Here is a 14,718-nt window from a genome sequence, read left to right as displayed (position 1 = left end):
AAGGTGTTGAATCATAATTGTGGGAAACTGTTGAACCTTATTTGTGGAAAATCGTTTAATCCTACTTGACGGTTACAAAAGTTCAATTTTAGAAAGTAATGGTGTATATAAATGTCATATCTAGAAGTATTAAAAGAACTAAAAACGAATAAAATCGCTCCAGTATACTTGCTATATGGATCAGAGGATTTTTTTATTGAAAATATTAAAAAAGAAATTATCATTCGGGTACTTGGAGAAGATAAGGAAAATTTATCTACCTATGATTTAGAGGAAGTTCCAATTCAAGAAGTAGTAGGGGATGTTGAAACATATCCTTTTTTCGGTGAAAAAAAATTAATTATTGCTTCAAACCCGGTATTTTTAAAAGCAAAACCCGACAAAACTCCTTTTGAACATGATTTGGATAGCCTTATAACATATCTGGAAAATCCAGTTGACTATTCCATTTTTGTAATAATTGCTCCGTATGAAAAAATAGATGAACGAAAAAAAGTTAGTAAAGTACTTAAAAAACACGCTAAATATGTAAATTGTGAACCAATTAAAGAAAAAGATGTATCAAGTTGGATCCAATCTTTAGCAAGTCAATTTCATATTACAATTGAGCGTGATGCAGTAGAAATAATTGAAAACGAATTATCAACTAATTTACAATTATTGGAAAGTGAACTAAAGAAATTTTCTACGTTTGTCGGTGAGGGAGGTCTTGTTACAAAAGAAGTAGTAGAAAATCTCATTTCCCATACATCCAATATTTCCTCTTTAAGATTAGTTGATGCCGTTATAGATAGAAATTTACATAAAGCAATTTCTATTTTTAAAGATTTAGAAAAAATGAATGAAGAACCTATCGCGTTAATTGGGTTACTTGCATTCCAATTTAGAACGATATTACGCGTGAAATTGTTAAAGCAAAAAGGCTATACCCAATTTCAAATGCAGAAGCAGTTAGGGGCTCACCCTTATGTTATTAAGATTGCTTTAAGCAGGGAAAAACAATTTTCGGTTCAAAAATTAGAGAGTATTATAGATAAATTAGCGAATACAGATGCTGTGATGAAGCAAGGGAATATGGATAAACAACTTTCGTTTGAACTTCTTTTATATGATTTAATAAATGTTGCTTAACTAAAAAAACGATCCAACTGGATCGTTTTTTTAGTTAAGCAGTAATACTATTTACTTTTTTCACTAAGCGTGATTTTTGACGGTTTCCATTATTTTTATGGATAATCCCTTTTTGTACAGCTTTGTCAATTTGTTTAACAGTAGCTGTAAGTGCTGTTTTTGCAGCATCAATATCTTTAGCTTCTACTAATTTTTCTACATTTTTAATAGCAGTACGCATTTCAGATTTTTGAGATTGGTTAGCTGAACGTTTTTTATTATTAATGTCAACACGTTTAATCGCAGATTTAATATTTGCCATGTATTTCACCTCCTAAATAGGACACGGTAAGACTTTCATTTTTCAATTTATGTTTATAGAGTCTACCATTTATTACTTACAGGTTAACAAATGATATTTTACCAAAGGAACTCTCTCTTTTCAATAAATTTCTTACATGCGGATAAAATTTTAATAATTATATTAAACAACCCTTCACAAGAAATCGTATTGTTTTTGCTAAATTGTTCATTCTAATAATAAGAAAATGGGAAAGGAATGTCATCGTATGCGAAATAACAATGAACAAGAACAAGTATACCAGGTAAGAACAGATTTAGCTGTTGAAGCGAGAGATATGTATGTAAAGTCGGAGCAAAAAAAGAAACAGAAAAAAAAATCAGAAGAAATAAAAGGCGTAACGTTTAAAGAAAGAGATCAGGAGGGTGTTAAAATATCTTATGTTGATATTGATGAAGAGGGAGCAAAATTAGTAGGTAAGAAACCCGGTTCTTATGTAACTATATATGCTGATGGGGTCAAAAGACAGGATACGAAACGTCAGGAAGTTGCAGCAAAGGTCCTTGCTCGTGAACTCGAAACATTAGTAGAAAAAAATGAAATCCCAAGGGATGGAACGGGATTAATTGTTGGCCTTGGTAATTGGAATGTTACACCCGATGCACTTGGACCGATGGCTGTAGAAAAAACGTTAGTAACAAGTCATTTATTTAGACTTGAATTTGAATCTGTTGCAGAAGGGTATCGTCCAGTAGCTGCTGTAACACCAGGGGTAATGGGGGTTACAGGTATAGAAACAAGTGATATTATTTTTGGTATTGTAGAAAAATTTCAACCTGATTTTATTATTGCGATTGATGCATTAGCTTCCAGGTCGATTGAAAGAATTAATGAGACGATACAGCTTTCGGATTCAGGTATCCACCCCGGATCTGGTGTTGGTAATAAACGGAAGGAATTGAGTAAAGAAACTTTAGGGGTTCCGGTAATCGCGGTCGGTGTACCAACAGTAGTAGATGCCGTTACAATAACAAGTGATACGATAGATTTTATTTTAAAACATTTTGGTAGAGAGTGGAATGAAAAAGATAGACCATCTAAAGCATTAGCCCCAGCCGGAATGGCATTTGGGGGAAAGGAATTTACGGATGAAGATCTTCCAGATGAACAAAAAAGACAAACCTTTATGGGGATTGTCGGTACTTTATCGGAGGAAGAAAAACGTAAATTAATTCAAGAAGTATTAACTCCACTAGGACATAATCTTATGGTTACCCCAAAAGAAGTAGATGGTTTTATGATTGATATGGCAAATCTTATTGCAGAAGGAATTAACGCTGCATTACATGAAAAAGTAGATGTCACTAATTTCGCCCAGTACTCTAGATGATAAATGATCTCCCTATTATTTTTGATAGAAAGGATACGAAAAGTGTTCTACTTTCTAACTGGTTCTCATAGATTTTACTAGGAGTGCCATTAGAAAGAGGTGGAAGAATGAGTTCCAAAAGTAAATTTCCAAAGAACCGTCCGTTTCGTTTTTATAAAAAAGGTGGATTATATCTAACGAGTGTTATCGTTTTATTTGTGCTAATTGGATTATTAACTACTATTCAACCAGCTTATCGTATATCTTCAGGTACGATAACAAAATGGACAAACGATATAGATGGCTCTGTTTTTCTCCATTTACTTGGAATGGAAAATAGAGCTTTTAATCAGGCTTTTCCGGAAGAGACCCCATTACCTAGTTGGTCATCTTCGTTATTTCAAGTAGCAACAAGTATTAAACCAAAGGATCCGAGAAGCTTATTAGGTAATGAAATTCCTGGTTTCTCCATCTATGATAGTCAAATCTTAATTGCAGGTGAAGGAACAGATTATACAAACCTCCCTTATGAATCTTCTCCTCCATTAGAAGAAGTATTAAAAGATAGAGAGGCAATTGTAGAGACGGAAGAAGATGAGGTAAAAGAAGAGGAGAATTCACAATCAACAGGTGATAGAAAAGTCGTTTATATCTATAACTCACATAACCGAGAATCTTTTCTACCTCATTTACCAGATGTAAACGATCCTGATCAAGCACACCATTCCAAAGTGAATATTACTATGGTAAGTGACAGATTAGCTAAATCTTTAGAGGCAAAAGGAATAGGTGCAGAAGTAGAAGATAAAGATATAGGAAATCTTTTAGATGAAAAAGGAATGGAATATTGGCAATCCTATGAAGCTTCTAGAGGTGTTGTTCAAGAAGCATTTGCTGCTAATAAAGATATACAATTCTCTTTTGATTTACATCGGGATGCATTGAATAGAAAGCACACCACAAAGGAAATGGAAGGAAAAGATTACGCTAGAATTATTTTTGTTGTTGGTGAAGACCACCCTAAATTTGAAAAGAATTTACAGCTAGCAACTGAATTGCATTATTTATTAGAGGAGAAATACCCAGGATTGAGTCGCGGTGTACTAAGAAAAGGTGGATCAGGGACAAATGGAATCTTCAACCAGGACTTATCAGAAAATGCACTATTAATTGAATTTGGTGGACCGGAAAATAATTTAGATGAAATGTATCGTTCAGCTGATGCTTTTGCAGAAGTGTTTAGTAAATATTATTGGGATGCTGAGTCCGTTGAAGGGGATTCTTAAGGGGGAAGTATAAATGGTCCGTGCTCTTATAACAGTGTTACTATTGGCTGTTTTTTTTCTATCTGGAACGTTATATGGGATAAATCAAAGTGGTGAAGAAATAAGTAAGGCATCGAATGAAAATGTAATAAATGGAAATGAAATAGAAGAAAAGTTAGTAGAAGAAAAAATAATTACAGAAAAAGATATAGAAACGGTAAATCAAGAAAATGTGTCATCAACAGTAGATCAGGACCTTATGATGATGGAAAACGAATTCCACTTAACCCAGAAAACAGCTTCATTCCTCGAAACAAGCGTTCAAGGGTTTTATGAAGTAGTAGTCGGAATCATGTATCATGTAGCTGACATATTTTTTTGATAAAGCTAAAATGTATGGAGGATAATATACGTTCTTGATTGAATATCCCACATTCAATTGCTATAATCAACTTTATTGATTATTCTTGGCAGATGGGAAAGTATAAAACTTTCTTACTGAATAAGTGCAACCAAGGCATTCGCCGAACTAAATAGCGAATGCCAAGTTTTCCAATAGTCTGATGTTTGAATAACTGTATGAAGAACCTCTATAGAATTTGTAGGAGTGAGCAATAGAATGGGGAGCAAAAGAAGAAAGGTACGTAATTTTTCAATAATAGCGCATATCGATCATGGAAAATCTACATTGGCTGATAGAATTTTAGAAAATACGCAAACTGTTTCTAAAAGAGAAATGAAGGAACAACTTCTCGATGGGATGGATCTGGAACGTGAGCGTGGTATTACCATTAAATTAAACGCAGTACAACTTAAATATCTTAGTAAAAATGGAGAAGAATATATTTTTCATTTAATTGATACACCTGGACACGTAGATTTTACGTATGAAGTATCCCGAAGCCTTGCAGCTTGCGAAGGTGCCATTCTTGTAGTCGATGCAGCACAGGGAATTGAAGCACAAACACTAGCTAACGTATATTTAGCAATGGAAAATGATTTAGAAATTATTCCTGTAATCAATAAAATTGACCTACCAAGTGCGGATCCTGATAGAGTTAAACAAGAATTAGAGGATGTTCTCGGAATTGATGGTGACGATGCCATCTTAGCATCAGCAAAAGCTAATATCGGTATTGAGGATATTTTAGAAAGAATTGTTGAAGTAGTTCCAGAGCCGGCTGGTGATGAAAATGGACCTCTAAAAGCACTTATATTTGATTCTTTATATGATTCCTACCGTGGTGTAATTGCTTATGTTTGTATAAAAGAAGGTTCCATTAAAGTTGGCGATAAAATAAAAATGATGGCGACAGATAAGGAATACGAAGTAAATGAAGTCGGAGTATTTACACCGAAAGCTACTTCACGTGATGAACTCACAGTAGGGGATGTTGGGTTTATAACGGCTTCTATCAAGAGTGTAGGGGATATTCATGTAGGGGATACGATTACCAATGCCAATCGTCCCGCAGAGGAAGCTTTACCTGGGTATCGTCGTTTAAATCCCATGGTATACTGTGGCCTTTATCCTGTTGATTCAAATGATTATAACGATTTAAGAGAAGCATTAGAGCGACTAGAGTTAAATGATTCATCACTTCAATATGAGCCTGAAACGTCACAAGCGTTAGGATTTGGTTTTCGTTGCGGATTCCTAGGATTATTGCATATGGAAATCATCCAAGAGCGTATTGAAAGGGAATTTAATATTAATCTAATTACAACTGCTCCAAGCGTTATTTTCGAAGTAGAGAAGACAGACGGTGAAACGATTTCTGTAGATAACCCATCTGAAATGCCAGATCCACAAAAAATACAAGAAATTAGCGAACCATATGTTAAAGCTACAATAATGGTTCCTAATGATTATGTTGGGGCAGTAATGGAGATTTCCCAGAAAAAACGCGGGAACTTCATCGATATGCAGTATTTAGATGATATTCGTGTCAATGTTATTTACCATATTCCGCTTTCTGAAATAGTGTATGATTTCTTTGATCAATTGAAATCACAAACAAAAGGATATGCATCCTTTGATTACGAGTTAATCGGCTATCAACCATCAAAACTAGTTAAAATGGACATTTTACTTAATGGTGATACGATTGATGCTTTATCCTTTATTGTTCATCATGATTTTGCTTATACTCGTGGGAAACAAATAGTAGATAAATTAAAGGAATTAATTCCGAGACAGCAATTTGAAGTTCCGGTTCAAGCTGCTATCGGGAATAAAATTATTGCACGTTCAACCATTAAAGCAGTAAGAAAAGATGTAACTGCAAAACTTTACGGTGGAGATATCTCACGTAAACGTAAATTGTTGGAGAAACAAAAAGAAGGTAAAAAGCGGATGAAAATGGTCGGTTCCGTTGAAGTACCGCAAGAAGCGTTTATGGCGGTACTCGAAATGGGAGAAGATTAAGGTCTAACGAAGGGGAAAACTTAGGGGACTAGGTTTTCCTTTTTGTCTTTGTTAATTAGGAGATGATAAAAATGGAACAAGAAGTTCAATCCGTATATATTCATATTCCTTTCTGTACGCAAATCTGTCATTATTGTGATTTTGTTAAGTTTTTCTATAATGAAAAGTTGGCAACGGAATATATAGATGCGTTAATAAATGAAATAAATATGAATATCAAAGGGAAATATAATAACGTACGGACATTATATATTGGTGGTGGTACACCTACAGCGCTAAATTATAAGCAATTGAAATTTTTACTTGAGTTTTTAAACAAAAAATTTGACATGGATTCTTGTGAGGAATTTACAATTGAAGTGAATCCAGGAGATATCGATCAAGAAAAGGCAAAATTATTAAAAGAAAATGGTGTTTCCAGAATTTCTTTTGGAGTGCAAGTAATGGACGATCAACTACTAAAGGAAATTGGTAGGGTCCACCGTGTCAAAGATGTTTATAAAACCGTAGATTTGTTCCGCCAATATCATTTTAGCAATATAAGCCTTGATTTGATGTATGCATTACCAAATCAATCAGTCGAACAGTTTCAGCATTCATTAGATTTAGCATTACAATTTGACCTACCGCATTATGCGACTTATGGGTTACAAATTGAACCAAAAACGGTTTTTTATTTAAAACATAAAAAAGGACAACTCAACCGTCCAACCGAAGAAGCCGAAATAGAAATGTATCAGATTCTTAGGAGTACAATGAACGGAAACGGTATTCACCAATATGAGATTAGTAATTTTGCAAAGCCTGGGTTTGAAAGTAAACATAATTTAAATTATTGGAGTAATGACTATTATTATGGCTTTGGTGCAGGCGCGCATGGGTATTTGCCTGGAAGAAGAATAACCAATTTACGTCCTTTGCCAGCTTATGTTAAGAAAGCAATGAAAGATGGACATCCAATTTTAGAAGAAGAACGCATTACGCTTAAGGAAAACATTGAGGAAGAAATATTTTTGGGTCTAAGAAGAATGGAAGGATTAAGTAAAAAACAATTCCAGGCTAAATTTGGGTTCACCTTAGATTTATTATTTAAAGAACAAATAAAAAAGTTTATTAAAATGGATTTATTATACGTAAACAATGAAACACTATATTTAACGGAAAGTGGTCTACTTTTAGCAAATAAAGTATTTGAAGAATTTATGTTAGAAGATTCTGATTTACAACGGATTTATTGACAAAAAATATGGGATTTGATAATTTATTATTAGTATTAGCACTCAAATGATACGAGTGCTAACAGGGGTGATCAAAATGCTAACAGAAAGGCAATTATTAGTATTACAAATAATTATTGATGACTTCATCGAAACTGCCCATCCGGTTGGCTCCCGTGCCCTATCTAAAAAAGGAAGTATTCCATACAGTGCTGCTACAATAAGAAATGATATGGCAGATCTAGAGGATATGGGATTTTTAGAGAAAACACATTCATCCTCAGGGAGAATCCCTTCTGAAAAAGGGTACCGATATTATGTGGATCATCTTATCGCTCCTTTATCGAGTGAACAAAATATTAGGATTATCCGAAACATAATGAAAGAGGGTATTTATGAGTTTGAACAAATTGTTCAAATGTCTGCTGAGGTGTTATCTGAATTAACCAATTATACTTCTATTATTTTAGGTCCAGAATTAAGTGAAACGAAATTAAAACAATTGGAAATATTGCCTTTATCCACCCATACAGCTGTTGCCATTTTAGTGACAGATACGGGGCATGTAGAGCATCGTTCCTTTACAGTCCCAGGGAAAATTGATTTGTCTGATCTAGAAAAAGTAGTTAATATCTTAAATGATCGATTAAAAGGTGTTCCTATCATTCGATTAGAGGAAGTTTTTCAAAAGGAGATAGTTGGTCTTTTAAAACGTTATATAGATGACTTTGGATCTTCTCAGCATTATTTACAGGCTATTATTTCACAAAGTAATCCAGTGAAAGTATATATTGGTGGAAAATCTAATATATTAATGCAACCAGAATTTAATGATGTTGATAAAATAAGATCATTCTATTCCATGATTGAAAATGAAAATGAAATAGCTAATTTATTAAAAAGTAAAAAAGATGGTATCGGTGTTTCCATTGGTAACGAAAATAAGGTTGAAGCAATAAAGGATCTAAGTTTAATAACTGCAACCTATCAACTTGGTAAAGACCAAATGGGGACTATAGCTCTATTAGGACCTACTCGAATGGAGTATAAAAAGGTTATATCACTATTATCAAGTTTATCTAAGGAATTATCAGAAGCTCTTTATAAATGGTATAAGACTTCTGAATAGGATTTTTGCTTAGAATGTGGTAGGGTATACCTGCCACATTCCTTGTGGTTGCTTATGATTATTTAAATATAAAAATAAATTTGTTTTACATTAGTGTGATTTTTGAACAAAAACAGCTGATGGAATCTTAAAAATGGAGGTGGCAATAATGGAAGAAAAGAATAATGCAGTGGATGCAGAATTAGTGGAAGAACAAGATAAACAAGTTGATAATGAACCTGTTGAGACTAACAATGAACAATCTACTAACGAATTAGAAGAAAAAATTAATCTACTACAATCAGAAAAAGAAGAAATATATAATCGACTGTTAAGACTGCAAGCAGAATTTGATAATTATAAGAAACGCACGCTTAAAGAACGTGAAGCAGATAGAAAATATAAAGCTCAAGATTTAGTTCAAGAACTATTACCTGCTATTGATAATTTTGAACGTGCATTACAAGTAGAAGTTACTGAGGAAACAAAAAGCTTAATTGATGGGATTACGATGGTACACAAGCAACTCATAGAAGCATTAAAGTCCCAGGGTGTGGAAATAATTGAGACAGAAGGAAAAGACTTTGATCCGAATCTTCACCATGCTGTCATGCAAGTAGAAGATGACTCTATTGAATCGGATAAAATTGTAGAAGAATTGCAAAGAGGGTATATGTTAAATGACCGGGTGATTCGACCTGCGATGGTAAAAGTAAATAAATAAGCTTCTAGTAGTTAAGGAGGAAATATTACAATGAGCAAAATAATAGGAATTGACTTAGGAACAACAAACTCATGTGTATCTGTTATGGAGGGAGGAGAAGCGGTAGTTATTCCTAACCCTGAGGGAAACCGTACAACTCCATCTGTAGTGGCGTTTAAAAATGGAGAAAGACAAGTTGGGGAAGTTGCAAAACGTCAAGCGATAACGAATCCAAATACTATCCAATCCATTAAACGTCATATGGGAACAGATTATAAAGAAACCATTGAAGGGAAAGATTATACGCCACAAGAGGTTTCAGCTATTATCTTACAACATATTAAATCGTATGCTGAAGATTATATTGGTGAAAAAGTAGATAAAGCGGTTATTACTGTACCAGCGTATTTTAATGATTCTGAACGTCAAGCAACAAAAGATGCTGGTAGAATTGCTGGTCTTGAAGTAGAACGTATTATTAACGAACCAACTGCCGCAGCTTTAGCATATGGTATTGATAAGGATGATCAAGATCAAACAATTTTAGTTTTTGACCTTGGTGGTGGTACATTTGATGTTTCTATCCTTGATATCGGAGATGGAACTTTTGAAGTTGTAGCTACTGCTGGTGATAATCGTCTAGGTGGAGATGATTTCGACCAAGTAATCATTGATTATTTAGTGGAAGAATTTAAGAAGGAAAATGGAATTGACTTATCCCTTGATAAAATGGCTGTTCAACGTCTAAAAGATGCAGCAGAAAAGGCGAAAAAAGATTTATCTGGTGTAACCCAAACGCAAATTTCATTACCATTTATTACAGCTGGAGAAGCTGGACCTTTACACTTGGAAATGAGTCTATCTCGTGCAAAATTTGAAGAATTATCTTCTGAATTGGTAGAGCGTACCATGGTCCCTACTCGCAAAGCTTTATCTGATGCTGGTTATTCCAATAGTGATATTGATAAAGTTATTCTTGTAGGTGGTTCAACTCGTATCCCTGCAGTGCAAGAAGCAATTAAGAATGAGATTGGGAAAGAGCCATCTAAAGGAGTTAACCCTGATGAAGTTGTAGCATTAGGAGCTGCTATTCAAGGTGGAGTACTTCAAGGTGATGTGAAAGACGTATTATTACTAGATGTTACACCACTTTCACTTGGTATTGAAACAATGGGTGGAGTATTTACAAAATTAATTGAACGTAATACAACAATCCCAACAAGCCATTCACAAGTATTCTCAACTGCTGCAGATAATCAAACGGCTGTTGATATCCATGTGTTGCAAGGGGAACGTGAAATGGCAGCTAATAACAAAACGCTTGGTCGCTTCCAATTAACTGATATTCCACCTGCACCAAGAGGTGTACCTCAAATTGAAGTATCTTTTGATATTGATGCTAATGGTATTGTTAATGTCCGTGCGAAAGATTTAGGAACAAACAAAGAACAATCTATTACTATCCAATCATCTTCTGGTCTTTCTGATGAAGAAATTGATCGTATGGTAAAAGAAGCAGAAGAAAATGCAGAAGAAGATAAAAAACGTCGTGAAGAAGTAGATCTTCGTAACGAGGCTGATCAACTTGTATTTACAACAGATAAGACATTAAAAGACCTTGGAGATAAAGTTTCTGATAGTGAAAAACAAGAAGCTGAAACTGCTAAGGAAGAGTTGAAAAAAGCTTTAGAAGGAAATGATTTAGAGCAAATTAAAGCGAAGAAAGAATCGTTACAAGAAAAAGTACAACAACTCTCTGTAAAATTATATGAGCAAGCTCAAGCACAAGCGGCTCAAGGTCAAGGTGAACAAACCTCAAATAACGCAGATGACGATGTTGTAGATGCAGATTATCAAGAAGTTGATGATGATAAAGACAATAAGTAATTTGTAATATATTTATTTTAAATAAAAGTCAAAGTCAGGGCTATCTTGGCTTTGACTTTTTTAGGCAGATAGGAAAGTATAGAAACTTTCCCGTTTGGGGCTCCGGTTACACGCCCCACCGTACAGATCTGCATAAGTCCAACTTTGGCATTAGCTAAAGCCTAATAGCGAAGCCAAGTTTTTAAAATAGGATATTTGCCATTATAAGCAAAATGATGATAATATAAAATCTATGCTAAAGTGTGTCGGGAGAGTGAATTACTGTGAGTAAGCGAGATTATTATGAGGTATTAGGAATTGACAAAGGCGCATCAAAAGAAGAAATAAAAAAGGCTTATCGGAAGTTAGCAAGAAAATATCACCCTGATGTAAGTAAAGAAGAAGATGCTGAAGAAAAATTCAAGGAAGTAAAAGAGGCATATGAAGTTTTAAGTGATGAAAATAAACGTGCCCAATATGATCAATTCGGCCATTCGGCGACTAACGGTCAAGGTTTTGGAGGCTTTGGAGGAGCAGAAGACTTTGGTGGTTTTGGTGATATTTTTGATATGTTCTTTGGTGGTGGAAGAAGACGAGATCCTAATGCGCCACAACAAGGAAATGATTTACAGTACTCCGTCGTGTTAGAATTCCATGAAGCCATTTTTGGGAAGGAAATGGATATACGTGTTCCAAAAGAAGAAACTTGCGAAACGTGCCATGGATCAGGGGCAAAACCTGGGACAAAAGTTGAAACTTGTTCCCATTGTCATGGTAGCGGTCAATTGAACCAAGAACAGAATACACCTTTTGGCAGAGTCGTAAACCGCAGAGTTTGTCATTATTGTAATGGTTCTGGGAAGTTGATTAAGGAAAAATGTAATACTTGTGGTGGAAACGGTCGTGTGAAGAAAAATAAAAAAATCCATATCAATATCCCCGCAGGTATAGATGAAGGACAACAAATACGTGTAGCTGGAAAAGGGGAACCAGGAATTAATGGTGGTCCTGCAGGTGACTTATTTGTCGTTATTCATGTTAGGGATCATGACTTCTTTGAACGTGAAGGGGACGACATCCATTGTGAACTACCAATAAATTTTGCTCAAGCAGCGTTAGGCGATGAGTTAGAGGTACCGACTGTACATGGAAAAGTGAAATTAAAAGTACCTGCTGGAACCCAGACAGGAAAGATGTTTCGCCTAAAAGGAAAAGGAGCGCCAAATGTACGTGGACGCGGCCAAGGAGATCAAATTATCAAAGTTAGGGTAGTAACTCCAATGAATTTAACGGAAAAGCAAAAAGACTTAATCAGAGAATTTAATGAATTAGGTGGGAACGATTCAACAGAAGAACAGGATAATTCCATTTTTAAACGTTTTAGAAATGCTTTTAAAAACTAGTTCAATTTATATTGGATTGAATAAGTTTCACTTTATAGAATGGGTGCGTGATCCGTATGAAATGGTCTGAAATAAGTATTCATACAACCAATGAAGCAATAGAACCAATCTCTAACATATTACACGAAACGGGTGCAAGTGGATTAGTCATTGAAGATTCTCAGGATTTTGATGCAATTAGAAATGCGCCATTTGGTGAAGTGTATGAGTTAAATCCAGATGACTATCCAGATGAAGGTGTACGGATTAAAGCTTATTTACCACTAAATAGTTTTTTAATAGAAACAGTTGAGGAAATCAAACAGGCCATTAATAACTTATTAGTTTATGATATTGATATTGGTCCTAATAAAGTAACTATTAGTGAAGTTAAAGAAGAGGACTGGGCTCACGCCTGGAAAAAATATTATCATCCAGTCAAAATCTCTCAAAAAGTCACAATTAAACCAACTTGGGAAGAATATACACCAGTTTCTAGTGATGAAGTCATCATTGAATTGGATCCTGGTATGGCTTTCGGTACAGGAACCCATCCAACAACGGTATTAAGCATTCAGTCTTTGGAGCAGTATGTTAATAAAGATGATACTGTAATTGATGTAGGTAGTGGTTCCGGTGTATTAAGCATAGCCTCTGCTTTATTGGGTGCGAAAGAAGTTTTCGCGTATGATTTAGATGATGTTGCAGTTAAAAGTACAGAAGAAAACGTAAAGTTAAATGGGTTGGAAAATAAAATTACAGCTAAACAAAATAATTTATTAGATAATGTTGATATGAAAGTTGATGTTGTTGTATCTAATATTTTGGCTGAAATTATAGTTCGATTTGTAGAAGAAGCATGGAATAATTTAAAAAAAGGCGGATTTTTTATTACCTCAGGTATTATTCAAAATAAGAAAGAACTGGTTAAAGACAAATTAAAGGAAAAAGGTTTTGAAATTATTGCAATGAATGAAATGGAAGGCTGGATTTCTATTGTTGCTAAAAAGAATAGTTAGCGTTTCTAGGCGGGAAAAGAAAGCTTAAACTTTCTTTCCTGTATAAAGAAGACTTCCATCAATGAGGGGGTTCCACATCCCCCGCTGATGGTTAGTCGCATTGCTCATTTAGGTGGGATAAATGAATTAAAGTATTTTCCGGGCCAATAGCAGATGCCAAGTTTTCTAATAAAGTAGGTGTATAAATGCAACGGTATTTTATTCCGAAAAAAGCATGGTATGACGATAGAATTAGGATTACTGGTGACGATGTACACCATATAACAAGAGTAATGCGTTTTACAGTTGGCGAAAAAATCATTTGTAATGATGAAAATGGCGTAGCTGCCCAATGTGAAATTTTGGAAATCGATAAAGACTTTGTCGTTGTAGCTATACTTCATTGGTTAGAAGAAAATAATGAATTACCAATTGAAGTGACAATTGTTCACGGTATACCAAAAGCTGATAAATTTGAGATTGTGTTACAAAAAGGTACTGAACTTGGCGCACATAAGTATATACCTTTTCAATCGGAAAGATCTATTGTCATATGGGATAAGAAAAAATGGGCTAAAAAGTTACAACGTTTTAATAAAATAGTGAAAGAGGCTAGTGAACAAAGTCACCGTTCCTATGTGCCAACCATAAGTAACCCAATGTCAATAACAGAATTAATTGAGGAAAGTTCGCAATATGATTTAAAAATATTTGCCTATGAGGAAGAAGCTAAAGTAAATAACTATCATACGTTTGGTTCCATTTTGAAACAAATAAATTCGAATCAAAAATTATTGGTTTGTATTGGTCCAGAGGGTGGCTTTTCAGAGGAAGAAGCTAATATATTAAAAGTGAACGATTTTCATCCAATACGATTAGGGCCAAGGATATTACGTACGGAGACGGCACCATTGTATGCGTTATCCGCCATTTCCTACCATTTTGAAGAACAATAAAAAGTCGAAAAGGAC

General features: G+C 34.6%; 13 protein-coding genes. 12 read left to right on the top strand and 1 reads right to left on the bottom strand.

The features are described 5' to 3' along the window. Window positions 1–111: 111 nt before the first annotated feature. Window positions 112–1,131 carry a DNA polymerase III subunit delta gene (holA, locus tag ACFQ18_RS16400; protein WP_204798683.1) on the top strand — a complete coding sequence of 340 codons (1,020 nt, stop codon included), beginning with the start codon at window positions 112–114 and terminating at the stop codon, window positions 1,129–1,131. Window positions 1,132–1,165: 34 nt separating this feature from the next. Here the strand turns inward: holA and rpsT are convergent, their stop codons facing one another. Beyond that, the gene (gene rpsT / locus ACFQ18_RS16395) at window positions 1,166–1,432 is read right to left on the bottom strand and encodes a 30S ribosomal protein S20 (protein WP_060668327.1); all 267 of its coding nucleotides are present in this window, start codon (window positions 1,430–1,432) and stop codon (window positions 1,166–1,168) included. 247 nt (window positions 1,433–1,679) lie between these two features. On the opposite strand from rpsT, the gene gpr reads away from it, so the two are divergent. The 11 genes from gpr (at window position 1,680) to ACFQ18_RS16340 (ending at window position 14,703) form a co-directional block, all read left to right on the top strand. After that, window positions 1,680–2,801, top strand: a complete 1,122-nt coding sequence (gene gpr, locus ACFQ18_RS16390) for a GPR endopeptidase (protein WP_145523467.1) — start codon at window positions 1,680–1,682, stop codon at window positions 2,799–2,801. Window positions 2,802–2,908: 107 nt separating this feature from the next. Continuing rightward, window positions 2,909–4,066 (top strand): stage II sporulation protein P, encoded by a 1,158-nt coding sequence (gene spoIIP, locus ACFQ18_RS16385; RefSeq protein WP_204798684.1) that lies wholly within the window; start codon window positions 2,909–2,911, stop codon window positions 4,064–4,066. 13 nt (window positions 4,067–4,079) lie between these two features. Then, the gene (locus ACFQ18_RS16380) at window positions 4,080–4,427 is read left to right on the top strand and encodes a hypothetical protein (protein WP_204798685.1); all 348 of its coding nucleotides are present in this window, start codon (window positions 4,080–4,082) and stop codon (window positions 4,425–4,427) included. A gap of 237 nt (window positions 4,428–4,664) precedes the next feature. After that, window positions 4,665–6,473, top strand: a complete 1,809-nt coding sequence (gene lepA / locus ACFQ18_RS16375) for a translation elongation factor 4 (RefSeq protein ID WP_204798686.1) — start codon at window positions 4,665–4,667, stop codon at window positions 6,471–6,473. 71 nt (window positions 6,474–6,544) lie between these two features. Further along, the gene (hemW, locus tag ACFQ18_RS16370; protein ID WP_047183785.1) at window positions 6,545–7,711 is read left to right on the top strand and encodes a radical SAM family heme chaperone HemW; all 1,167 of its coding nucleotides are present in this window, start codon (window positions 6,545–6,547) and stop codon (window positions 7,709–7,711) included. A 76-nt stretch (window positions 7,712–7,787) separates the two neighbouring features. Continuing rightward, window positions 7,788–8,819, top strand: a complete 1,032-nt coding sequence (gene hrcA / locus ACFQ18_RS16365; RefSeq protein ID WP_047183786.1) for a heat-inducible transcriptional repressor HrcA — start codon at window positions 7,788–7,790, stop codon at window positions 8,817–8,819. 148 nt (window positions 8,820–8,967) lie between these two features. Beyond that, a complete protein-coding gene (gene grpE / locus ACFQ18_RS16360; RefSeq protein WP_047183787.1) occupies window positions 8,968–9,522 on the top strand; it encodes a nucleotide exchange factor GrpE in 555 nt (184 codons plus the stop codon). Window positions 9,523–9,552: 30 nt separating this feature from the next. Next, entirely contained in the window at window positions 9,553–11,388 is a 1,836-nt protein-coding gene (gene dnaK / locus ACFQ18_RS16355) for a molecular chaperone DnaK (protein WP_047183788.1), read from the top strand. Window positions 11,389–11,651: 263 nt separating this feature from the next. Further along, window positions 11,652–12,770, top strand: a complete 1,119-nt coding sequence (gene dnaJ, locus ACFQ18_RS16350) for a molecular chaperone DnaJ (protein ID WP_204798687.1) — start codon at window positions 11,652–11,654, stop codon at window positions 12,768–12,770. Between the two features lie 56 nt (window positions 12,771–12,826). Then, window positions 12,827–13,768, top strand: coding sequence for a 50S ribosomal protein L11 methyltransferase (prmA, locus tag ACFQ18_RS16345; RefSeq protein WP_204798688.1), 942 nt, complete (start codon window positions 12,827–12,829; stop codon window positions 13,766–13,768). 185 nt (window positions 13,769–13,953) lie between these two features. After that, window positions 13,954–14,703 carry a 16S rRNA (uracil(1498)-N(3))-methyltransferase gene (locus ACFQ18_RS16340; RefSeq protein ID WP_047183791.1) on the top strand — a complete coding sequence of 250 codons (750 nt, stop codon included), beginning with the start codon at window positions 13,954–13,956 and terminating at the stop codon, window positions 14,701–14,703. Window positions 14,704–14,718 lie beyond the last annotated feature (15 nt).

This window comes from Oceanobacillus caeni (assembly GCF_042678465.1).
Classification (GTDB): Bacteria; Bacillota; Bacilli; order Bacillales; family Amphibacillaceae; genus Oceanobacillus; species Oceanobacillus caeni.
The sequence above is the reverse complement of the archived record's forward strand: the minus strand, read 5'-3'. Positions and strand labels throughout refer to the sequence as shown.